The sequence below is a fragment of the Alcaligenes endophyticus genome (assembly GCF_026344035.1).
Taxonomy (GTDB): domain Bacteria; phylum Pseudomonadota; class Gammaproteobacteria; order Burkholderiales; family Burkholderiaceae_B; genus Alcaligenes; species Alcaligenes endophyticus.
This window is the reverse complement of record NZ_JAPKND010000002.1, coordinates 157,635-180,840: the sequence shown is the minus strand read 5'-3', so window position 1 is coordinate 180,840 and position 23,206 is coordinate 157,635. Positions and strand designations below refer to the sequence as shown.

Genomic DNA, 23,206 nt, shown 5'->3' with positions numbered 1-23,206 from the left:
TGCCCTTTACAGCTGAGTAGGCGTCCAATCGCTCAATGCCCGCATCAATTCCTTCAGATGCTGACGTAACGGGGCAAAGCCCGCCGTGGGACGAAGGCTGCGCTCATCCATATACAAACGACGGTTAATCTCGATTTGCAAGCTGTGCCGTCCATGAGCGGGATCACCATAGCGGCGTACAATTTCCACCCCTTTATAGGGATCATTGATGCTGACGCTATAACCCAAAGCGCGTAAGAAGTCGGCAATGAACGTATGAAACTCGGGTCCTGCGGTGCTGCCATCGCGATCACCCAAGACAAAATCAGGATGCTGCAAGCCCGGCTGTTCGGTAGCATAGGCACCAGCCACACTAGGCATAGAGTGGCAGTTAATATGCCAAACTTTACCGAACTGCGCGTGGGTCTGATCTATAACGGCCTGCAATTTGTCATGATAGGGCTGCCAGCATTGCGCTATACGCCAATGTACTTCGTCGTGACTTAAGCGGCGCTGATACAAAGGCGTGCCGTCGTCCATCATGCGCCAAATCAAACCCTTGCCCAAGCGCACCTTAGCTGATTCTGGCAGCGGATGGGGCCAAGGCTGGTCTAATAATAGCGAGTCAATCTCGTCCAAGCCACGATTGGCATCAATGTAGCTACGCGGAAAACGGGCAGCTAATAATGCTATCCCTAACTGAGGAGCGGCATCCCACAAGTCGGCCACCCACGTGTCTTCAGCAGTGCGCAAGGCTCCTGGGTCAATCGCCGCCGCAAAATCAGGGGGGTATTCGGTGCCGCTATGCGGAGAGTCGAGCACAAGCGGAACACAAGCGGGCTCAACCGAACCTGCGGCGGGAGCCAAATAACGATAAGACAATAATGACATGACGTTTTCTTAGAATGACCACATAACGTCATGCCCCAAGACATGACGTGTTAGACGCTTTACTTAATTTCGATCTTGGCTTGTTTAGCGATTTCCGCATTCAAAGCAATCGTTTCGGCGATCGTCTGCGCAAAGTGCTCAGGCGTGTCAGCAATAGGCTGAGCACCTAAGTCGGCCAATTTTTGTTTAACGCGATCACTATTTAAAATTTTAACTGTGCTCGCATTCAACGTCGCCAACACCTCGTCAGGAATGCCGGCCGGAGCCACCAAACCAAACCAAGAGGGGGTATTCAGTGCCTCTAATCCCACTTCTGCGAAGGTAGGCACATCCGGCGCAGCCGCCGAGCGCTCTGGCGAAGCCACGGCTAATGCCACTAAGCCACCACTTTTAATCTGCGGTAAAGAAGAAGGCAAATTGTCGTACAAAACATTCACTTGACCAGCCAGCGTATCGGTCAAAGCAGGGCCCACGCCACGGTAGGGAACATGTAGCATGTCGACCTCCGCAGTCGCTTTAAAGAGTTCGCCCATCATGTGTGAGACTGAACCATTACCTGCTGACGCGTAGGTGTACTTACCCGGCTCACTTTTTGCCAAAGCCAAAAATGCCTGCATGTCTTTTGCCGGCACATTAGGATTGACGACCATCACGTTAGGCACAGCGGCCAAATTAGTAATAGGTTGAAAATCTTTTTGTGCGTCAAAGGGTAAATTGACATACACCGCTGGGTTAATGCCATGCGTGCTAACCGTAGCAATCCCTAAGGTATAACCGTCTGGCTTGGCACTGGCCACATAAGCCGCACCTATCGAGCCGCCGGCGCCGGCGCGATTCTCAACCACTACGGGTTTGCCCAGTTCACGGCCTAGCTCATCGGCCACAATGCGACCGACAATATCCGTGGTACCCCCTGCGGCAAAAGGTACTACCAAGTTAATAGCGCGACTGGGATACTGCTCTGCATGCGCCGTGCTGGCAAACGTCACACAAAGTGTAGCGGCCAGTAAACCTAAACGATGAGTAATAGTTGTTTGTTTCACAGGGTGTCTCCTTATGTTGGTATTGTGCCGCTTTGCCTACTAAGCTTAGCCGCATCGCTCACTCATTCTGCATTGGTCCAGCAAAACAGGGCAAACGATAATTTCTCGTATCGTCATTCCAATAGGGAATAGAGTGATAAAAACGCTACACTAATCACACTCTACTAATGCTTATATTTCAACGACTTTTCCCTTAAAACGAATATTCTCTTTAGTCATGCGACGCTTCTGCCCTAATCTTTCGGAATTACAAGCCTTCGAGGCCACCGCCCGTCAAGGCAGTTTTACCCGTGCAGCGCAAGAGCTCTGCATTACACAAGGTGCCGTCAGCAAACAAATAAAAAGTCTGGAAACTTTCCTTGGGGTCGAGCTATTTGTGCGCACTTCACGGGGCTTATTATTAACCAACGTCGGCACCCGCTACTTACACGAAGTACGTGCAGGCTTGAATCGTATCGAAGCCATTTCTATGTCGGTCATGACAAGAGTGGAACACAGCGGCGTGCTGCGACTAACCAGCCTGCCCTCGTTTGGCAGCAAATGGCTTATACCGCGCCTGCCCACACTGCGACAGCAGCATCCAGAGTTAAATATTGAGTTCCTGCCGCATCGCATGGGCTATGAATTCACGTCTCCTGACGTGGATGCCTCGATACGCTACGGCACCGGCGTCTGGCCCGATAGCCAAGCCGACTATGTCGCCGGTCATGAGCTTGTCCCCGTATGCAGTCCGGGGCTTTTCACCCAACCCGCCCATCGTCCTAGCGACTTACTGCAATACGATTTACTGCATCACACCACCGTACAACGCTCTTGGACCGACTGGTTTGCCGCCGCAGGGCAAGACACCATACGCGCCTGGACAGGCCCACGCTTTGATCAGTACATGTTGTTAATTCAAGCGGCTATGGCTGGTTTTGGGACAGCACTGATTCCGCGCTGTTTAATCGAAGAAGAACTGGCCAGCGGAAAACTGATTATGCCCTTGCCTCTACCTTTGCAAGCGCAATACGGATATTACTTCTGCTATCCCGAACAAAAAAGCGTTCTGCCTGCGGTTCAGGTATTCCGTCGATGGTTATCACACACGGTAGCACTGCAAAAAGGGGGCTAGGTGCTCAGCCCAAAGATCTGGCTCGTACAAGGGCGAGACATGCCCCATAGAACCATTTATCTGCTGCACGGTAGTACGGTTACCCATACGCATACCGTCTACGACCTCAGGTGGAAATAACGTATCTGTCTGGCATAACAAAATAAGTAAATCCGTCGACACCTGCGCCAAGGCATGACTACACTCAAACCCTAATGCCGCGGCCCGTAAGCCTGCCAACGTCAACGGATCAAACTCCCGAGCCCAAGCCTCGATAGCCTGTTGCTCGTGCGGACAGTCCACTTGCACGCCATACGCCTGTAAAGTCCGCACTCGTTGCTCACGCCAGGCTGCTAGCGTTTGCGCGTGATGAGTCCAAGTCTGCCCCGGCAATGCCTTATAACGCAAAGACGCGTAGCGCTTAAGATCCTGTAGTTCTTGAGGGCGACCGCGCCCCTTTGGAGCCGACGCCAATACTGCCGTACGCGGGCTAGGCCACTGCTGATTGACTGCCCACTGGAACGCCTGATAGCCTCCGTAAGAGTAACCAATCACAGCATGTAGTTGCTCTATGCCAATCGCCCGTAGCCAAGCTTGCTGTAAGCGAACTGCATCGTGAATACCAAAAGCAGGAAAATGAGCATCATAAAGCGCTCCTTCACCATTGGCCGCACTGCGTGGCCCCAAAGTACCGAAACACGACCCCAATGTATTGGGAATCAGAACACAAAAATGATCAGTATCTACGGAACAACCTGGGCCGATCAGGCCTTGCCCCCAACCGGCATCGTTATAGACTACTCCAGTCGAAGGTACTAAAGCCTGGTGGCTGGCACTGATTCCATGCAGGAAAAGCACGACGTTGTCTGACCTAGGCGCGCAGCCTACTTGCTGCCAGGTCACGGGAACCTGCTGCAACACGTCACCTTGCTGAAACTCGAAAGTCTCCAGAGCTATCTGCTTTTCCTGTATCACGCTGCCTCCCTGCCCTTATACGGGTCGCTCACCGCGAACCGTTGTACGAAAAATAGTCCTGTGCATATGGGCAGGCAAATCTCGCGTGGTGGCCTTATGCATGGTACAGCGGTTATCCCACATCACCACATCACCCGGCGTCCAGCTAAAAGCATACTGGTATTTTTCCTGAGTAGAATGATCAAACAAGAAACTCAGAATTTCATTGCTTTCTTGTTCGCTTAAGCCAACGATCTCTGCCGCCATACCCGGGTGCACAAACAACGCCTTACGCCCGGTTTGCACGTGTGTACGTACAACGGGATGCACCATATCCGGTGTGGCTTTTTCTTGGTCTTGGTTTAGCTTAACCTGAGTACCTGCCTCTTGATTGCTACGACGCGAACGATAACGATGTATCGCCTGAAGGCCCTGCAAGCGTTGTTTGTACTCTTGGCTCAAATCCTCGTAAGCCTGATACATATCGATAAATAGGGTCTGACCGCCCTGTTCAGGAATTTGCTGTGCATTCAAAATGGTCGCCGATGCTGGCCTTTCCTGAAAAGCAAAGTCAGAATGCCAGTACGAACCACCATCTGAAATGCCTATAGGCTTACCATTTTCCACCACATTGGATAAGACAAAGATTTCCTCATGTTGCGGATGGTTGTACTGAGTCAGCACATGAACGTCCAGTTCCCCAAAACGCCGACTAAAGTCAATTTGTGCTGCCGGACTTAAGGCCTGCTTTTTAAAGACCAGTAATTGATGGTCTAAGAACGCCTTCTCAATCTGAGCAAATTGCTCATCACTGATCTGATTCAAATCTATTGCATGTACTTCCGCCCCAAAGTTTGGGCTCAATCGCTGTATCTGCATAACCGTCTCCTGGGTGTTCTAAGCGTTAATCACGTGCACTTTGGCGGGTGTACGCACCAAGGGCTCTGCCCCTTGCTCAGTCAACAAAACCGGATACTCCAGACGCATCCCCCCTACACCGGGTTGATACAAATGCGTGCCCAAAGCAATCACCATGCCCGGGGTCACTACATCCTTACTATTCAAGTTTATGAAGGGTCGAGTACGCGCGCAGGTTCCCAAACCATGGCCAAACAAAGGCAGGCCGTAATCGCTCAAACCGTATTTTTCAAAAACCTGTATGCCCTGCTGAACACACTCGGCGATGGGGCGTCCTGGCTGCAAAGAAGCCAACATCGTAGCGACCACTTCTTCCCAGCAATCGATCAAGTGCTGCTGTTGTTTGTCCGGTGTGCCTAGAAAAGCCGGTACAGCCATATCCGCCAGATACAAGTCCAGCATGGGGTGTAAATCCAAGATCACAAACTCTTGTGCTTGAATTTTTTTGTCTGTTGCCTGCTGGCTAACTCCACGCAGAAAACCGGTACGCAAACCTGACCCAACTTCTGTTCCACCAGTAATGGCCCAGGACCACGTGCTGCCCTTGCGTCGAATCGCCGCCTCGATGACTCCAGCCACTTCGTTTTCAGTCACTCCCTCACGAATGGCGGCCAGCCCTTGTTCAAACCCATAGTCAGAAACCTCGGCAGCCCAGCGCAGACGCTCAATCTCGGCCTGGTCTTTGATCAGCATGACCTCATCAAGAATATCCACCCCATTTTCTATCTGAGCCTGAGGCAAAGTCGCCTTCAGCTCCAAATACTCACCGGCGGTTAACATGCCGGGAGCAATCTGGGCAGCGCCCGGGTGCACTAGATCGACGCCAATACGTCCTTCGCTCAAGCCATGAGCTTCCAAACGCTCTTTGATGACTTGCGGAAAGTTAGCGAAAGTGAACTCAAAAATAGCCTTCGAATCCCCCTCCTCGCGTATCCGGGAAGCATCCATGGCCCAATAAATAAACTCACATTCGCCTGATGCTGTCACCAAGACAGCACCACGCCAAGGCATAAAGGCACCATTCAAATAATGTAGCCCTGCCTGACGTGTACCCAAATAGGCATCAAATCCATGCTTGGCGGCTGACTGAGCCACACGCTGACGACGCTGATCAAAATTAATTGCTTGCATAAGACTTCTATTCTCTGAATTCAATGTTGAGATAGGGCGCACGGCCCTACCTTCTGAAACGTCCTCCAGGACGCACTCGTCCTACTTACCCGACACTGGCACCTGTCTCCAAAATAACAGGACGCCACTTGTCGGTTTCGGAACGTATCCAAGCCTTGAACTCTGCCGGTGTGCTACCGACTGGCTCGGCCGCTAACGACTTCAAATGATTGGCAACTTTTTCATCTGCCAAGGCCTTGGCAATTTCCTGCTGCAAGGCCAACACTCTGTCCTCAGGCGTGCCAGCTGGCGCCAATACCCCGATCCACGATGTCATCGCGTAGTCAGGCAAAGTTTCTGCAATAGCAGGCACTTCCGGCAAAGCATCCGAGCGCTCTTCGCCAGTGACACCCAACGCCCGCAATTTACCCGCTTCGATCAATGGTTTGGCGATAACAATGCTGTCAAAGGCCAAATCGGCTTGGCCACCCATCACATCCGTTAAAGCAGGTGCACTGCCTTTATAAGGAATGTGTTGAATCTGAATCCCCGCCATGTTGTTGAACAGTTCCCCGGATAAATGCATGGAAGTGCCGCTACCACCGGAGGCGCGATTCAACTTACCCGGATTCTGCTTCGCGTACTCAATCAACTCTGCTATCGATTTCACCGGCAACTTTGGATTACTAACCACCACCAAGGGGTAAGAAATCACCATGGAAACGGGTTCGAAGTCCTCTATCGGGTCATAGGACATGTTTTTGTATAGAGTCTGATTGACCGCATGCGTACCGATGGTACCCATCAAAATGGTGTAGCCATCCGGCTCAGAACGAGCCACAAAATCAGCTCCGATATTGCCACCGGCTCCTGGCTTGGCTTCAACCACAACAGGTACCCCAAGGCTCTGACCCATGCGCTCGGCCAACATGCGGGCAACGATATCGGTTGGCCCACCCGCCGCAGCCGGCACAATAAAACGTATTGGCTTAGTTGGAAAAGCCTGCCCCTGCGCATAGCTCTGCGAACTTGCAGCCATTACCCCCAGACTACAGGCCATGATCAACTGCTTTATTTTTAATGTAGACATTGTCCCTCCAAGTTCAAATTGGCGAACATTTGTTCGGTAAATGAAAGAATAGTATCTGACGCTAAGCCTTGTCAATAGTTTGAGGAGCCTAAAGAAAGCTATTTAGAAAAAAACTTCACACTGGCAAACAGGAAGAAAGTTGGTACAAGCCGTAAAAATGAATAGAATATCCAGCTGTAGTGGTTCGCACTCCCGACAAAAAGGCATCCATGATCCCCACTGGCACTCCAAAAAATAAAGAATTTCTCGACTCTCTGGCTAATGGATTACACATCATTCAACTGTTTGCCTCTGGCGTCCCCACACTAACGATTCAGGATGCCGCCCAAGCACTCAACATTACGCGGGCCGCAGCAAGACGCCTACTGCTTACCCTGGAAGAACTCGGATATATTCATTCCGAAGGTCGCAATTTCTCCCTCAGCGTCAAAGTCCTGGAGCTGGGCTATGCCTATTTCGCCTCCATGAGCCTGCCTACCTTGGCACAACCAGCGATGCGGACGCTGTCGGACAAGCTCGGGCAAACCTGCTCCTTGGGGATACTAGAAAGCGACTCGGTCGTCTTTCTGGCTCGTGAAGAACCAAAAACCATTTTTCGACTAGACTTATCCGTAGGCCGCCGACTGCCCGCCTATGCCCATTCATTAGGCCGAGTACTGTTATCCGGTTTAAATGACGAAGAACTGGACCACTACTTCCAAACGGCAGACATACGCAAACTGACAGCATTTACACTATCTAAAGCAGCCTTAAAAAAAGCCATCCAACAAAGCCGCAAAGAGGCTTATTCCGTGGTGCTCGGAGAACTGGTAGATGGTTTTGGGGGGGTGGCCGTGCCTTTGCATAATAAAAATGGGGAAATTATTGCTGGCATAGGAGTAAGCATGGTCATTGCCAGCCGCAGTCGCGACGACTTAGTCCAAGCCTTGCTACCTGCTTTGCGCACCGCAGCCCACGAAATCGAGAAGCTGCTGCATGCTCTGGAGCGCTAAGGGGCCTAGCCTCTTTTCAAAGCCAATACATGTAGCCGCTATTGAGCACAAAAAAACCACCCTAAAAAGGGTGGTTCAACAAAGCAAAAAGATGAGTCCGCAAGCCGTTTACACCGCGACAGGAGCCTCATCGTGCTGGCTCCACTCGCTCCACGAGCCGGGATACAACAAAGAGCCCGACAAACCGGCAACTTCCAGCGCCAATAAATTATGACAAGCCGTCACCCCAGAACCACACTGATTCACTATTTGCTCTACCGGCCGACCAGCCAATAGCGCAGACCATTCAGCATGCAACTGTTCGGCAGTTTTAAAGCAACCCTGTTCGTCTAAATTTTGCATAAAGAATCGATTTTTAGCGCCAGGGATATGGCCTGCTTTAGGGTCCATGGTTTCGTTCTGCCCACGAAAGCGCTCGGCATTTCGAGCATCAATCAACTGCCACTGACCAACACCCACATCGTCAAGAACAGTCTGATAATCCACCGTTTTATGTAAGCTCGGACGCAATTGGATATCTCCGGCCAAAGGCATAGAGACTGGTTCAGCATTAACCTCCAGCCCTGCGTGCTGCCAAGCCTGCATATGCCCATCAAGAACCGACCGTTTGCTATGCCCTACCCACCCCAGCATCCACCACAAACGGGCTGCATACATACCATTGGCATTGTCGTAAGCAATCACCCAGCTATCTTGATTCACCCCCAATTGGCGTAAACGCTGTATGAACTGCTCCTTGCTTGGCAAAGGGTGACGGCCGCTTTTCGCAGTCCGCGCGGCTGCTAAATCGTGGTGCAAATCTACATACAAAGCGCCCGCTAGATGGCCCTGTTGGTAAAGCTGCTGACCACGTTCGGCTTGCGCCAAATCGTAGCTGCAGTCTAGCAAAACAATCTGCTCTGCACCGTGCTTAAAAGCCTCTTGCAGATCTTGGATTCGTAGCAAAGGGGAAATGCTTGTACTCATATTTTTTCTTCCTTAAGACGCAATCAGGCGTACTGTTAAAGTACGCCTGATTGTCCGCTTACACCCGATTAAAGACCTTGAAAACGCGGTTTACGTTTCTCTGAAAAAGCCGTTACTCCTTCGACGGCATCCTGACTCTGCGCGATCTGATCCAAACGCCGTTTATGCGGGTAGTACATATCCATAGGGCTAACAGGCAAGGTCTGCAAGGCCAGATGCTTCATGGTTCTGACCACTAAAGGCGCATTGTTAGCAATTTTACGCGCCAAAGCCATGGCCTGCTCGACTTGCTGCCCTGCTGGGCACACCGTATTCACAAAGCCAATCTGGTGCGCACGCTCAGCGCTCATAGGCTCGCCAGTTGTCGTCCACTCAAGGCCTACAGCATAAGGCATTTTCTTGGGGAACCCGCCCATAATGCCTTGGAATACGCCCACTTTAGCCTCGGGATAAATAAACTGTGTGGTATCACTGGCCACAATCATGTCTGAATACAAAGTCAAACTGGAGCCAACGCCAATCACATACCCTGTCACCGCAGCAATAATCGGTTTATCACACGGAACGGAAAAATTAGGCAGTGCACGCCACACCTCGCCGGGCAAATCACTTAAGTCTGCCCCCACACAAAAAGCCTGATCTCCGGCACCCGTTAACACAGCGACCTGATCGTCAGATTGATCAAAGCGTTCCCACGCTTCTATCAGGCCATTCACCACCGCAGCATTCATAGCATTGCGTTTCTCAGGCCGATTGATCGTAATTAATGCAATGCCATCAATAGACTCATACAGTACAGACATTTTTCTCTCCTTATTTCTTTGCGTTACGCTACGGTGGCTCGTGCGTCCACAGCCATAGGTTGACCATCAACAATCAGCAAAGGATTGATATCCAGTTCAGTCAGACGTGGCAAAGCAAGCGCCAATTGCCCTAACTGCACCAATATATGCACCAACTTTTCCTTGTCTACGGGCTGGCGACCGCGCCACCCTTCCAGCAAAGGTCGGCAACGCAGGTTATTGAGCATCGCCAACGCCTGATCAGCACTAAGCGGCGCCGGACACAACTGCACATCATTGAGCAATTCGACCAACACCCCACCTGCCCCCAACATCACCATGGGTCCAAAGTCCGGATCACGCTGTATTCCTACGATCAGCTCGGCATCGGCCTGCAGCATAGGTGACACAATAAAGGACTCCAGCGTATGCCCTGCCTTGCCCAAGGCGTCTTGAATCTGTTGGCAAGCAGCACGCACTTTGGCCTCGCTATCCAGATTCAATTTCACCGCACCGATATCGCTTTTATGAATCAACGTCGGGCTAACCGCCTTAATGACTACGCTGCCCCCCCATTCACGCGCCGCTTGTACCGCCTGCTCCTCGTCCTTGGCTAAACGCGACGGCACCAAAGGAATCTTTGCAGACTCTAACAATCGTCGTGCTTGAGGCTCGGATAGAAAACCCGCTTGGGCAGGAACGGCAAGATCTGCTGCCTGTAAAGAGGCAGGCACCGGAGTCTGTAACGCGGCACACTGCCTGCGCCATAACTCTGTGCATAATTTCATCGCATCGTTAGGGCTTTCCACATAGCCATACCCTTGCTCGCGCAAATACGCTCTGGCCTCTTCCCCTACCGTGCTGGCACCATGCACAAAAAGCAAGGGCTTGCCACATTGCATCCCAACGTGCGCCGTAGCCCGAGCAATATGTTGCATACCTGGCTGAGTAGTCAAAAATACAATACCTGCCCCGATGGACTCATCTTCCATCACCCGCCCTATGGCGGTAGTGACGGGGTCTCCATACACCGGATCAACGGGCGCTTTGGGTTGCACCACACCAAAATCCACCGGCAATTCACGATGTACAGGTAGGAAAATATCTTGCAGATGCGATTTAGTTTGTTCAGACAGGGCCGGCAAAGACAAGCCCGCCTCATCCAGTGCATCCACGAACAAGGCCCCTCCTCCGCCCGAGCCGGAGAACACGGCCAAGCCCGGCTTATTCATGCTGGCACCACGTTGCAAGACCATGGCCCCGTTGAGCAAATCAAATACATTATCAAACAGGTATACGCCATGGGCACGGCATATCGCCTCGAAAGACGGCCATGCGCCTGCTAAGCTGGCGGTATGCGATTGAACTGCCCGCTCTCCTGCCTCGGTACGCCCAGACTTAACAATCAGTACTGGCTTGGTGGCCGCCTGAGCTTGTTTAAGCAACTGCACAAAGCGCTCGGGCTCTTTAACGGCTTCCATGTACAAAGCAATGATCTTGGTGTGCGGGTCCTGAATCAGATAATCAAAAATATCGTTTTGATCAATATCCGCTTGATTACCCAGTGACACCATGGTGCTAAAGCCCGCACCCACATCAATACCCCGGGCAAGCAAGGCCCCCATCAACGCGCCGCTTTGTGAGGCCATGCCTATGCAACCTACCGGCAGGGTCTCTAGGTATCCCATAGAAACAGCCGTGGTCGCAGCCAGATTATGATGGGTATTCATCAAACCCATGCAGTTCGGGCCAAATAAGCGCAAGCCACCTGCTTTTGCCTCATCCAATACCGACTGTTGCAAGGCCTCCCCTTCGGGCCCCGCCTCGGCAAACCCCGACGTAATAGCAATAGCCACTTTCACCTTATTGGCCACACAATCACGTACTGCTGCTAAGGCTCGGGAACTGGGCACCAACAAAATAGCCATGTCGATAGGGCCCGGACATTCAGACAGAGAGGCATAGGTTTTGACACCCATTAACGTCCCACCTTTAGGGTTGATCGGATACAACTCCCCCTGTATCCGGTGGCGCGTCATATAACGCAACAAACGCCCCCCCCATTTGCTCTCGTCCTCCGAAGCCCCCACAATGGCCACACTACGCGGGTGCAGTAAGTCGTGCATCACAGACGCATGTTTCATGTCGTGTTTTTCCTGCATTAATTTTCAAGCTGAATATTCAGACGCTGAATCAAGTTTTTGTAATAGTCCGAGTCATCGCGCATTTTGCGTGCAAAGTCCTCACCGGTGACAACATCAGGACGTATCCCTGTCGCTTCCAGACGCTGCGCAATAGCAGGATCCGCGGATACTTCTTTGATCGCCTCACTTAAGGTAGCCACCACGTCAGCGGGCATGTCAGCAGGGCCAACAATCCCATACCAGATACGCTCATAAGCGGGGCTCATGTCTATACCGGCCTGCTTGCTTGTTTGAACTTCTGGATAACCTTCCAATGGTTCATCCTGTGCAATACCAAGCAAATTGAGCTTGCCTGCATTCACTTGATTAAGCAGCACTGGATCGAAAGCGATGGATACACGGCCTTGAATCAGGTCGGGCAAATAGTCATTACTGGACTTGTAAGGGACATGCAAAATATCAATTCCAGCCGCTTCTTTGAACATCTCCCCGGTAAAGTGCGTCGAGGTCGCCAAGCCGGAACTGGCAAACGAATATTTCCCAGGATTGGCTTTGGCCAGAACAATAAACTCGCCCAGGTTCTTGGCCGGTATGGTCTGTGAACTGGTAATGATGTCCAGACCTGTTGCCAACGTTGCAATAGGTGTGAAGTCTTTCAGTGGCGCGTAATTGGTACGGCGCACATTGGGCGTAATGGTAAATACAGCCGTCGGTGCCACCATCAAGGTATAACCATCGGGCTTGGAATGAGCTACGGCGGAGGCAGCCAAGGTCGCCCCTGCTCCTGGTTTGTTCTCCACAATAAACGTCTGATTCAACTTGGCCGCTAATTTTTCTGCATACAGCCTCGCTAATAAATCAGCTCCACCACCTGCCCCATACCCCACCATAATGGTCACTGCGCGGTCTGGGTAAGCAGCCTGAACAGTCAACGGCAACGCAGCAGCTAAGGCCCCTGTTACTACCATGGACGAGAACAGCGCACTAGAAGGTTTGGCCCACTTCATCATATATGTCTCCGGTCATCTAATTTATGTTGTAGATTCATACTAACCACTTTATTGATTTATAATATTGACTAATAGTTATTAACTAATTAGTTTTACTTGTTAATATGACACTCAGACAGTTACATGCTTTTATCCTGATCGAGCAATACCGCAGTTTTGTGCAGGCTGCCGAACAGATGCACCTAACACAGGCGGCCCTCAGTCATTTGCTACGAGAACTGGAAACACAGCTAGGCGTAAAACTGTTTCATCGCACTACCCGCTCGGTGCAACTCAGCACCGAAGGCGCTATTTTCCTACCCTACGCCCAACGAATACTGAGCAATGTGCAAGGCGCACAAAGCTGTGCCCAATCTTTGCGTCAGGGAAAACGTGGTCTGGTGCGGCTATCGACCACCGCTGTATTGGCCTCTACCCACATCATGTCGCTGGTGGCAGGCTTCCAAGAACGCACTCCAGGCATAGAAATACAGATGCAGGAAGCCTTACCCAGCGGCATAGTCGACGACGTCCAAGCCGAACGGGTAGATATAGGAGTAGGCCCGGCGCGACGCGCACCCGACTCTCTAGAGTCCGAATTGGTATTTAGCAGTAGTTTATGCGTCCTGTGTGCCCGTAACCACCCTTTTGCTAACAAACCTTTTCTTACTTGGAAAGACTTGCAAGCCCAACCCCTGCTGTTAGTCAAAGGAGGCGGCAGCGAAGAAATTGCACAAAATATAGGCAATATCATTTCTTTAGCTCACGCCATGGAAGTGGCCCACTTCACCACCTTGCTCGCTACCATTGCTATCGGCAAGCATGTCGCCGTCACCACTGCGTATATCTCGCCATTCCTGCCGGTATACCAATTGTGCGCGATCCCTTTAAAACAGCCTGTCGTAGAACGCCAAGTTCTGCTGTATCGCCGCAAAGATTGGATCGCCAACCCCGCCGCGTTAATTTTTATTGATTATTTGAAAGCCGAGCTGGCCAACTATCAACCTTGATGCCGTCAACACACAATAAAAAAAGCCTGCAAAAGGCAATGCTTTGCAGGCTTAAAAAACGGAGTAACAGCAGTAACTAGGCGCTGGCTTTTTTCTTGTTGAAAAAGTGGAAGAACTCCCCCACTATGCCACGCCTAAAGGCCATGACACACACCACAAAAATAAAGCCGATCACAATCGTCACCGATTGCCCCATACGGTTAAACCACTCTACCCCAGTTACCAGGGATAAATAAGTACCCAGTTCACCCACTTTATTTTCTAGCAACACCACTATAAACGCGCCTAAAATCGGGCCGCTTAATGTGCCTACTCCGCCAATTAAGGTCATCAGTACCACCGTACCCGACATCTGCCACATGGCATCGGATAAGGTTGCCGACACAAACACCAAACTTTTAGCCGAGCCTGCCAAGCCCGATAAGGCAGCCGAGAGCACAAAGGCCAACAATTTGAAGCGATTGACGTCGTAACCCAAAGAAGTGGCACGCGGCTCATTTTCACGTATGGCTTGTAATACCTGACCAAAAGGGGAATGCACCGTACGCCAGATAATCAGCACGCCCACCATGAACAAGCCGAGCACAAAATAATACAGGTTAATGTCAGTGCGTAAGCTAATCAGGCCCCCTAATAAACTGCCGCGTGGAATACTTTGCAAGCCATCTTCGCCCCCGGTGAACGGCGCTTGTAAAAAGAAAAAGTACAACATTTGCGCCAAGGCCAAGGTAATCATGGTGGCATAAATGCCGCTACGGCGTATGGCTAGGCCGCCCATAATTAAGCCAGCAAAGGCCGACACCCCTACCGCAAATAACACTCCTAGCTCTGTAGGCAAACCCCAGACTTTAAGCGCCTGCCCGGTCGCATAACCCGCCAAGCCGAAAAACGCTGCATGCCCAAACGACAAGATGCCCGTATAGCCCAGCAATAAGTTAAACGCGCAGGCAAATAAGGCATAACACATCACCTTCATGACAAAGATGGGATAGGCCCCCAACATGGGCGCTGCCGCCAATACCAACGCCAATACGGCGTATGCAAGCAGATCTCGATTCATTTCTCTTTCCCAAACAAACCTGCCGGACGCAGCAGTAAAACAATCGCCATAATAATGAACACCACGGTACTGGAAGCTTCAGGCCAAAAAACCTTAGTTAAGCCCTCGACAATACCCAAGCCCAAGCCCGTCAGTATGGAACCCATAATGGATCCCATGCCGCCAATCACCACTACCGCAAACACCACGATAATTAAATTGGAGCCCATTAAAGGGGAAACCTGCAATACGGGTGCTGCCAGCACCCCTGCAAATCCAGCCAACGCCACACCGAAACCATAGGTCAACGTCACCATCAAGGGCACGTTAATACCAAAGGCCTCCACCAACTTAGGATTTTCCGTTGCGGCGCGCAATAGCGACCCCAAGCGGGTGCGCTCAATCACAAACCACGTTGCGAAACACACCACTAACGAGGCCACCACCACCCACGCCCGATAGTTTGGCAGAATCATAAAACCTAGATTGGTGGCGCCACGCAAAATCTCGGGAGTGGAATAAGATTGTCCCGAAACGCCATACACGCTGCGCAGCAATCCTTCAATAAGTAGCGTCAAACCAAAGGTCAACAATAAGCCGTACAAATGATCCAGCTTATACAAATGACGCAGCAATAAGCGCTCAATCACTATGCCCACTATTCCGACAGCTAACGGCGCTAAAATCAGCATTACCCAGTAATTCAGGCCTAGATACTGCATCCCCATCCAGGCAAAGAAAGCGCCCAACATATATAAAGCGCCATGGGCAAAGTTGATGACGTTCAACAAGCCAAAAATAACGGCTAGCCCAAGGGATAACATGGCATAAAACGAGCCATTAACCAGCCCCAGTAAAAGCTGACCTAATAAAGCCTGCAAAGGCACTCCAAATATTTGTATCATCGCTTGAACATCATCATAAAAGTTGCAACAGGTTGCCTGTTTCAAATTCTCTGCTGCTTGTTAGGCAGCAGAGCAAACAGACTTACTTCCACAAAGCACAAGTGGACTCATCCTTAGTGGTGTAGATTTGATCTCCGGGTAATGTTTGCAAAACGTTGTAGTAGTCCCAAGGCCCTTTAGATTCGGCCGGTGTTTTCACCTGCATCAAGAACATGTCATACACCATACGCCCATCAGGTCTGATGTAGCCGCCCTTGGTAAACATATCGTCTACCTTGTTCGACTTCATCCATTCCATGACGGTGTCTGCATCATCCGTGCCCGTTTCTTTCACGGCTTGCAAGTAAAAAGCAGTCGCCGAATAATCAGCAGCCTGCACCATAGAAGGCTTACGTCCTACCTTTGCTTCAAAGCGCGCAGCCCATTCACGCGCCGCATCCGACTGATTCCAATACCAACCGTCGGTCAAGTACATACCTTGGGTCGCTTCCAAGCCCAATGAGTGAATATCGTTGATAAAAACAAGTAAACCCGCAAATTTCATGGTCTGCGTCACACCAAACTCATTCGCAGCCTTAATCGCGTTAGTCATGTCGCCACCCGCGTTGGCCAAGCCCAGAATTTGCGCTTGTGAGCTTTGTGCTTGCAACAAGAACGAGGAGAAATCAGAGGCACCCAGCGGTACCCGCACTTGCCCTTTCACCTCGCCCCCAGCCGCTTTAACTACCGCTGCCGTATCACGCTCCAGGGCATGCCCAAAGGCATAGTCAGCCGTCAGAAAAAACCACGATTTGCCGCCATCTTTAACCACTGCCCCACCCGTGCCACGGGCCAGCGCAATGGTGTCGTAAGCGTAATGTACGGTATACGGCGAGCACTGCTTATTGGTTAGATCCGAGGCACCCGCCCCAATGACTATAAAGGGTTTCTTTTTTTCTTGTGCGACGGCAGCCATCGCCAATGCGGTGGCCGAATTTGTCCCCCCGATCAACATATCCATGTTTTCGCGATCAAACCACTCGCGTGCCCGGGCTGAAGCAATATCGGCTTTCATCTGATGATCTGCCGACAACAATTCAATTTTTTTACCGTTAACCTGACCGCCTGCATCATCAATCGCCATCTGTATGGCTTCCGCACCCGCCTGACCGTCCAAGTCGGAATACACGCTAGACATGTCCGTAATAAAGCCAATCCGGACCACATCGTTTGACATGCCTTTGGCTCCCACTGTTAGGCTTATCATCGCCAAACCCACGGACGCCAACACTGACACCAGCACTTTTTGCTTCATGTTTGTCTCCTGACTGCCATCGATAAAAAGGAACTATCCAGCAGTCATGATTTATGCTGGATATCTCAGCCATCGCTCAAAAGGGATCATCCTTCTGAACGCCCTACACGCCTAACAACACGTCTAGTTCTGCACGCCTTGCTTTCAGCTCAGCCGCTTGTACATGCGCCACCACGGTGCCATGCTCGATCACGTAAAAACGATCCGCCAACGGTGCTGCAAAGTGAAAGTTCTGCTCTACCATCACAATGGTGTAGCCCCGCGCTTTCAAGGTAGTAATCATGCGTGCCAGGGTTTGCACAATCACCGGGGCCAAGCCTTCAGAAATTTCATCCAGCAATAAAATGTCAGCTCCTGTACGCAAAATGCGCGCTACCGCCAGCATTTGTTGTTCGCCCCCTGACAAACGCGTACCAGGCGAATGCCTACGTTCGTGTAAGTTAGGGAACATTTCATAAATTTCATCCAGCGACATGCCTTCGCGCTTGGCACTAATTACCGGCGGCAGCAGTAGGTTTTCCTCGCAACTTAAGCTGGAGAAAATGCCCCGCTCTTCAGGGCAAAAACCCAAGCCCAAATGGGCAATACGATGCGTAGGCAAATGGATGCTTTCCTTGCCATGAATTTTGACTGAACCTTTACGTGAGCTGGTTAGACCTAATATAGAACGCAGCAAGGTCGTGCGCCCGGCTCCATTGCGCCCTAGTAAAGTGACGACCTCGCCAGGAGCCACATACATATCAATACCGTGCAAGATATGGGATTCGCCATACCACGAATGCAGTCCAGCAATGTCTAATGCATTATTTTCTGCCATGACTACACACCCTCTAATTCTTCATTAACCGTGCCCATATAGGCTTGCATCACAGCAGGATCTTTAGAAACATGCGCGTAGTCGCCTTCAGCCAGCACTGCTCCACGTGCCAATACTGTAATTTTGTCGGCAATCGAGGACACCACCTTCATATTGTGCTCCACCATCAAAATGGTTCTGCCTTCTGAGACACGCTTAATCAAGGCGGTCACTTTTTCCACATCTTCATGGCCCATACCCTGCGTGGGTTCATCCAGCAGCATCAGCTCTGGCTCCATCGCTAACGTAGTGGCGACCTCTAGGGCGCGCTTACGACCATAGGACAAATTAGCCGCAAGCTCGTGCGCAAAACTGCCCAAATCCACTTCATCAAGCAGTTCCATCGCCCTAGCATCTAACTTAGATAAAGGACGTAAGCTACGCCAAAAGTGAAAAGACAAACCTGTTCCACGCTGCAGAGCGATGCGAACATTTTCCATTACGGTTAGATTAGGAAATACCGCAGAAATCTGAAACGAGCGCACAATGCCTTTACGCGCAATCACTGCTGGGCTGTCCCCAGAAATATTCTGGCTGTTAAACCAGATACTGCCTGAAGTGGCAGGCAAAAAACGCGTTAATAAATTAAAGCAGGTTGTTTTTCCTGCTCCGTTAGGGCCAATTAAGGCATGGATATGGCCTCGTTGAACGCGTAGATTGACATTATTTACTGCTACAAACCCTCTAAATTCTTTTACTAACTCACGGGTCTCTAAAATAATATCACTCATGACGTCTCCTACTACGCTGCTGCATGTTTCGCTCCTGTACGAGGTCGGCTCTTGGCATTTTTTCGCTGTTCTAACTTATCTAAGCAAGAGCGCATAAGGCATTCTAAGTACAGCCAAACCCATACACCAGTAGGGTTTTACCGAGTAAGCCCTTACTGCCCCTATGTTTTACCCGCTACTTGCGCGACGTGATTAGGCTGGCTTTAAGCTATTACTCAAAAAAGAGGCCCCAACGCTTACGTCGAACCCTTAGACCAAAAACGCCACCCTATTAACCATAGGAGTGGCGCGAGCTGAAAACGATAAAAAACCCTTAGATTAAAAGCGCTTAGTTTTGACTTGCTCGGCTTAACTCAGCCAGTTTCAGGCCCAAAGCGCCTTCTCTGCGAGCAAAAGCTTCGAATTCCGCTAACGAGGCCGAGGGGGTCACGTCCTCGTATCCCGAACGCATCGTCTCGATAACTTTGGGGTCACTCAGCACTGTGCTGGAAGCCTCAAAAATCCGATTTTTTATCTCGTCCGGTGTGCCGGCTGGGGTAAATATTCCCCACCAGTTACTAATATCGTAACCTTCGGCACCTTGTTGAGCGATAGGTGGATAAGCAGCTAATACGGGCGAGGGAGTGCTGCTTGTAATTCCTAGCCCTTTTGCCTTGCCTATATCAATAACAGGCCGCGCGGAAGGGGCTGTGGCAAAGGAAACATCCACCTCTCCCGAAGCTACTGACTGGGTAGCTGCCGCTCCGCCACTATGGGGGATATGCAGCATTTCCACACCCTGGTTCAACATGAATTCAACAGCGGCCAAGTGCGTAATCACCCCATTACCGGACGAGGAAAAGGTAACATCATTGGGCTTAGCTTTAGCGCGCTGAATCAAGTCCTGTACAGACTTAATACCCGACTTTTCACTGGCGATAAGTATCATGGGCGCCGTGGTGAGTTGAATGATGGGATCAAAGTCATCGGGCGTGTAGTTAACCTTATATAAAATGGTGTCACTGCCCATCACACTAGAGTTACCTAAAAACAAAGTGTAACCATCGGGTTTAGCACGCGCGACATAACTGGCGCCAATCGTCGCCCCTGCACCGGGACGGTTCTCCACAATAATAGGCTGCCCTAATTCTTTAGCTAAGGCATTCGCATACACCCGCCCCACATGATCTGCACCACCGCCCGGTGGAAAGCCAACCACCAGAGTAATGGGTTTAGTGGGGAAATCCGTGCTGGCTAGCGCAACACCGTGCGTCATCACACTGGCTACACAAACGGCCAAAATAGTACTTTTTTTCATCTTGTCTCCTTCAATTTATTATGAATTACTTACCGCTAAACTGTGCTGGACGCTTCTCCTTCCAAGCCGCACCACCTTCTTTCAAATCATCCGAGCGCTCGGAACGCAGCACTTGTTCACGTATGTCCGCCTCATCAAAAATCCCGTTAGCCATCAGATTTAAATGACGCTTCACCCCATAAAGCGGAATAGGAGCCATGGTGCAGATTTGCTCCACCAAGTTCTGTACCTCTGCCTGCAAATCTTGCGGCTCATGCAAGTGCGTCAACACGCCCATCGCGCGCATTTGCTCCGCGTCAATTTTCCTGCCGGTGAAAAACAAATCTTTGGTGTTATTGAGCCCGATACGGCTGATGTAACGCTTCAAACCACCCGGATAAAAATGCAGCCCTAAGCGCGTAGCAGGCATGAACATATTGGCGTCCGTGCTGCCAACCCTAAAATCGCAGGCCAAGCACAAATCCGTCCCGCCACCATAAGCGCCACCTTGGACCACAGCGATAGTCACGGGCCTGGCCTGCTCGATAATGTCCATGGTTTCACCAAAGAACAAAGAGCTGGGCTCCGTTGCGCTACCCAATTTCTGCAAATCGTAACCGCTACAAAAATAGCGCCCCTCGGCCTGGATTAAAACCACCATCACCGCATCCAGTTCATTAACCGTGGCAATATGCTCACGCAATATCTGTAGATCAGCGGGGCTCAGCCGATTTGCCTGGGCCGGTGCCTTCAAGCTGATCACGGCATGCTTGGCGAAAATCTCTAATTGAGGTGCTGTCGAAACACTCATGCTTTACTCCTGTCCCTGCGCCTGAGCGATCACGCCCTGACGTAGCCATTCATCAATTTGCTCTTGGCCAAACCCGTGCTCTTGTAAAACAGCTTGGGTATGTTGAGCAAAGTCCGGCGGCGGCATACGCACCGACTGGTTATCCTGATTAAAGCTAATTGGTAATGCCACCTGAGCAATCTCACCTAAACGAGCGTGCTGCGCGGTTTGCACCAAGTGGTTCGCCACCACTTGCGGGTCGGTGAACACATCCGCCAAGGTGTTAATGGGCCCAGCCGGGATACCCTTGGCAATCATTAAAGACGTCCACTCCATGCGTGAGCGTGTACGTAGGCGCTGCTCCAGTTCTAGCTTTAGTTCATGCCTGTACTGCATACGTTCGGCATTGGTTAAGAAGCGCGCGTCTTGCGTTAACTCTGGGCAACCCAGCAAATCACACAAACGCACCCACATTTCTTGGGTGGCAGGCGCTAGATTTAGGGGGCCATCCGCGGTTTCAAAGGTGCCGTAGGGTGCAATCACCGGGTGCACGTTTCCGCAAGGCTCGGGAACTTCGCCAACACTTAAGTAGCGTTGGCCCTGCACGCTAAGCAGGCCCATTAAACTGGCCAGTAACGAAGTTTCTACATGCTGCCCCTTACCCGTGCGCTCGCGTTCAGTGATGGCCGATAAAATCCCAATTACCAACCACATGCCTGCCGTCAAGTCACCGATCGCCGTGCCTACTCGTGTTGGTCCCGACTCCACGGTGCCGGTTAAGCTCATAAAACCTGAGTACCCTTGGGCAATCTGATCGAACCCCGGCCACTCGCGTGCGGGCCCCTGACTGCCAAATCCAGAAATAGAAGCCATAATGAGGCCGGGCTTCAACGCTGACAGGGTCTCATACCCCAAGCCCATTTTTTCCATGGTGCCAACTTTAAAATTCTCGACCACCACGTCGGCATCCAAAATAAGCTGGCGAATCAACTCCAACCCCTCTGGGGAGCGAAAATTCACCCCCACGCTGCGCTTATTGCGGTTAGCGCTTAGGTAGTACACGCTAGTATCGGTTTGGAACGGTCCCCATTGGCGCACCATATCACCTCCCGGGCAAGGCTCTACCTTGCACACCTCGGCGCCCAGGTCCGCCAAAATCATGGTGCTGAACGGCCCAGACAAGGCCCGCGTCAAATCTACAACTTTTATATTTCTAAGTGGGCTAGCCATCTACATCTCCTTTTTATAATTTTCATTCTATCTACAGCCTTGATTTTTATGAAATATCTAATATAGATAGTGAAATCTGTTTTACTTATGGCTATAGTTGAAGCAACTTCTCTAAGGCGTGGCCAAGCTATGAATATCAAACAACTGCGTTACTTTTGCCGTATCTACGAACTTAAAAACATGACGCATGCCGCCGAAGCGCTTTACATCGCGCAATCGGCCTTAAGCCAGCAGATGCAAACGCTGGAAAAGACCCTAGGGGTGCAATTATTTTTGCGTAAAGCGCAAGGAGTTACTCCCACGCCAGAAGCGGCGCTGCTGTATCAACACAGCCAAACCATACTGCGTCAGCTAGATGCCACCCGCAGCTTGCTGGGGCGCGACTCAGATGAGTTCATTAGTGGTCGGGTTTCACTGGGTATGGCATCTAGCACAGCACGCATGCTGGCCTTACCCTTAATACAAGAAGTGCATCGAAAATTGCCCGCCGTGGTGCTAGAAATTGTAGACGTGCCCAGCGCTGATCTGACCAAATCGGTTATACAAGGGCGCCTGGATTTTTCCCTGTCGCCCGACCAACAAGCCACCCGTGGCATAGAAGTGCGGCCCTTGCTGATTGAGGAATTATTTTTGCTCGCCCACCCCGATACGCCCATCCACGCTAACCCCGTCACCATAGAAGCCATTAAAGACCTGCCCATCATCTTACCCAGCCAGCCCAACCAACTTCGCGCACGCATTGATCACGCCTTTCTCAGCGCCCGTCTGTCGTACAGCCTACTGGCCGAAGCCAGCACCGCCGCCACCTTAATTCCCGCTCTAGAAGCCGCCATGGCCATCACTATATTGCCCTACTCGGCCGCCTCCAGCGAAATCGATGCCGGAAAGATCAGCGCCTACCCCTTCGCCACCGCCCTCTACCGCGAAATTTCCTTATGCTGGAGCACCTACAATCCCCCCACCCCCGCCGTCAAACGCGTCATGCAAATAGCCATAGAAATTTTACAAACACTGGTGGAAACCAAAACGTGGAAACACGTCACCATTCCCGAAGGGGATAAGGAGCTAAATTAAGTATGTAAAGAACTGCCCTAGGGGGTTGAATCTTAAAAGCCATTATTACC

22 protein-coding genes are annotated in these 23,206 nt (G+C 51.1%); 4 read left to right on the top strand and 18 right to left on the bottom strand.

The window, feature by feature from the left end:
* Positions 1-6 precede the first annotated feature (6 nt).
* Positions 7-870 (bottom strand): N-formylglutamate amidohydrolase, encoded by an 864-nt coding sequence (locus tag OSH01_RS05240; protein ID WP_266123024.1) that lies wholly within the window; start codon positions 868-870, stop codon positions 7-9.
* Between the two features lie 59 nt (positions 871-929).
* Positions 930-1,913, bottom strand: coding sequence for a Bug family tripartite tricarboxylate transporter substrate binding protein (locus OSH01_RS05235; protein WP_376918124.1), 984 nt, complete (start codon positions 1,911-1,913; stop codon positions 930-932).
* 217 nt (positions 1,914-2,130) lie between these two features.
* Here OSH01_RS05235 and gcvA point away from each other — a divergent pair, with 217 nt between their 5' ends.
* The gene (gene gcvA / locus OSH01_RS05230) at positions 2,131-3,027 is read left to right on the top strand and encodes a transcriptional regulator GcvA (protein WP_266123023.1); all 897 of its coding nucleotides are present in this window, start codon (positions 2,131-2,133) and stop codon (positions 3,025-3,027) included.
* Here the strand turns inward: gcvA and OSH01_RS05225 are convergent.
* From OSH01_RS05225 to OSH01_RS05210, 4 genes are all read right to left on the bottom strand, one after another.
* Positions 2,995-3,981: an alpha/beta fold hydrolase gene (locus tag OSH01_RS05225; RefSeq protein WP_266123022.1), complete on the bottom strand. Its 987-nt coding sequence runs from the start codon at positions 3,979-3,981 to the stop codon at positions 2,995-2,997. The two genes, gcvA and OSH01_RS05225, sit on opposite strands and share 33 nt — an antisense overlap.
* Before the next feature lie 15 nt (positions 3,982-3,996).
* Entirely contained in the window at positions 3,997-4,839 is an 843-nt protein-coding gene (locus OSH01_RS05220) for a TauD/TfdA dioxygenase family protein (protein WP_266123021.1), read from the bottom strand.
* Positions 4,840-4,857: 18 nt separating this feature from the next.
* Positions 4,858-6,009 (bottom strand): M24 family metallopeptidase, encoded by a 1,152-nt coding sequence (locus OSH01_RS05215; protein ID WP_266123020.1) that lies wholly within the window; start codon positions 6,007-6,009, stop codon positions 4,858-4,860.
* Between the two features lie 85 nt (positions 6,010-6,094).
* Positions 6,095-7,078 (bottom strand): Bug family tripartite tricarboxylate transporter substrate binding protein, encoded by a 984-nt coding sequence (locus tag OSH01_RS05210; RefSeq protein ID WP_266123019.1) that lies wholly within the window; start codon positions 7,076-7,078, stop codon positions 6,095-6,097.
* A 209-nt stretch (positions 7,079-7,287) separates the two neighbouring features.
* On the opposite strand from OSH01_RS05210, the gene OSH01_RS05205 reads away from it, so the two are divergent.
* Positions 7,288-8,070 carry an IclR family transcriptional regulator domain-containing protein gene (locus OSH01_RS05205; RefSeq protein WP_266123018.1) on the top strand — a complete coding sequence of 261 codons (783 nt, stop codon included), beginning with the start codon at positions 7,288-7,290 and terminating at the stop codon, positions 8,068-8,070.
* Positions 8,071-8,178: 108 nt separating this feature from the next.
* Here OSH01_RS05205 and OSH01_RS05200 read toward each other — a convergent pair whose 3' ends face one another.
* From OSH01_RS05200 to OSH01_RS05185, 4 genes are all read right to left on the bottom strand, one after another.
* Positions 8,179-9,036 carry a sulfurtransferase gene (locus OSH01_RS05200; protein WP_266123017.1) on the bottom strand — a complete coding sequence of 286 codons (858 nt, stop codon included), beginning with the start codon at positions 9,034-9,036 and terminating at the stop codon, positions 8,179-8,181.
* Positions 9,037-9,104: 68 nt separating this feature from the next.
* On the bottom strand, positions 9,105-9,839 hold the full coding sequence (locus OSH01_RS05195; RefSeq protein WP_266123016.1) for an enoyl-CoA hydratase/isomerase family protein: 735 nt from the start codon (positions 9,837-9,839) through the stop codon (positions 9,105-9,107).
* Between the two features lie 23 nt (positions 9,840-9,862).
* Positions 9,863-11,962 carry an acetate--CoA ligase family protein gene (locus OSH01_RS05190; protein ID WP_266123015.1) on the bottom strand — a complete coding sequence of 700 codons (2,100 nt, stop codon included), beginning with the start codon at positions 11,960-11,962 and terminating at the stop codon, positions 9,863-9,865.
* Positions 11,963-11,979: 17 nt separating this feature from the next.
* Positions 11,980-12,972, bottom strand: coding sequence for a Bug family tripartite tricarboxylate transporter substrate binding protein (locus tag OSH01_RS05185; RefSeq protein WP_266123014.1), 993 nt, complete (start codon positions 12,970-12,972; stop codon positions 11,980-11,982).
* Between the two features lie 104 nt (positions 12,973-13,076).
* On the opposite strand from OSH01_RS05185, the gene OSH01_RS05180 reads away from it, so the two are divergent.
* Positions 13,077-13,961 carry a LysR family transcriptional regulator gene (locus tag OSH01_RS05180; protein WP_266123013.1) on the top strand — a complete coding sequence of 295 codons (885 nt, stop codon included), beginning with the start codon at positions 13,077-13,079 and terminating at the stop codon, positions 13,959-13,961.
* Positions 13,962-14,037: 76 nt separating this feature from the next.
* On the opposite strand, the gene OSH01_RS05175 is transcribed toward OSH01_RS05180, so the two are convergent.
* The 8 genes from OSH01_RS05175 to OSH01_RS05140 form a co-directional block, all read right to left on the bottom strand.
* Positions 14,038-15,021, bottom strand: coding sequence for a branched-chain amino acid ABC transporter permease (locus tag OSH01_RS05175; RefSeq protein ID WP_266123012.1), 984 nt, complete (start codon positions 15,019-15,021; stop codon positions 14,038-14,040).
* On the bottom strand, positions 15,018-15,905 hold the full coding sequence (locus tag OSH01_RS05170; RefSeq protein WP_266123011.1) for a branched-chain amino acid ABC transporter permease: 888 nt from the start codon (positions 15,903-15,905) through the stop codon (positions 15,018-15,020). The genes OSH01_RS05175 and OSH01_RS05170 overlap by 4 nt, the downstream gene beginning before the upstream one ends.
* Positions 15,906-15,987: 82 nt before the next feature.
* Complete coding sequence (locus OSH01_RS05165) at positions 15,988-17,199, bottom strand: ABC transporter substrate-binding protein (RefSeq protein WP_376918123.1); 1,212 nt, start codon at positions 17,197-17,199, stop codon at positions 15,988-15,990.
* A gap of 103 nt (positions 17,200-17,302) precedes the next feature.
* Positions 17,303-18,016: an ABC transporter ATP-binding protein gene (locus OSH01_RS05160; RefSeq protein ID WP_266123010.1), complete on the bottom strand. Its 714-nt coding sequence runs from the start codon at positions 18,014-18,016 to the stop codon at positions 17,303-17,305.
* A gap of 2 nt (positions 18,017-18,018) precedes the next feature.
* On the bottom strand, positions 18,019-18,786 hold the full coding sequence (locus tag OSH01_RS05155; RefSeq protein WP_266123009.1) for an ABC transporter ATP-binding protein: 768 nt from the start codon (positions 18,784-18,786) through the stop codon (positions 18,019-18,021).
* Positions 18,787-19,114: 328 nt separating this feature from the next.
* Positions 19,115-20,083, bottom strand: coding sequence for a Bug family tripartite tricarboxylate transporter substrate binding protein (locus OSH01_RS05150; protein ID WP_266123008.1), 969 nt, complete (start codon positions 20,081-20,083; stop codon positions 19,115-19,117).
* Positions 20,084-20,108: 25 nt separating this feature from the next.
* Positions 20,109-20,873, bottom strand: a complete 765-nt coding sequence (locus OSH01_RS05145) for an enoyl-CoA hydratase/isomerase family protein (RefSeq protein ID WP_266123007.1) — start codon at positions 20,871-20,873, stop codon at positions 20,109-20,111.
* Between the two features lie 3 nt (positions 20,874-20,876).
* The gene (locus OSH01_RS05140; protein ID WP_266123006.1) at positions 20,877-22,082 is read right to left on the bottom strand and encodes a CaiB/BaiF CoA transferase family protein; all 1,206 of its coding nucleotides are present in this window, start codon (positions 22,080-22,082) and stop codon (positions 20,877-20,879) included.
* Positions 22,083-22,211: 129 nt separating this feature from the next.
* On the opposite strand from OSH01_RS05140, the gene OSH01_RS05135 reads away from it, so the two are divergent.
* Positions 22,212-23,156, top strand: a complete 945-nt coding sequence (locus OSH01_RS05135; RefSeq protein WP_266123005.1) for a LysR substrate-binding domain-containing protein — start codon at positions 22,212-22,214, stop codon at positions 23,154-23,156.
* Positions 23,157-23,206 lie beyond the last annotated feature (50 nt).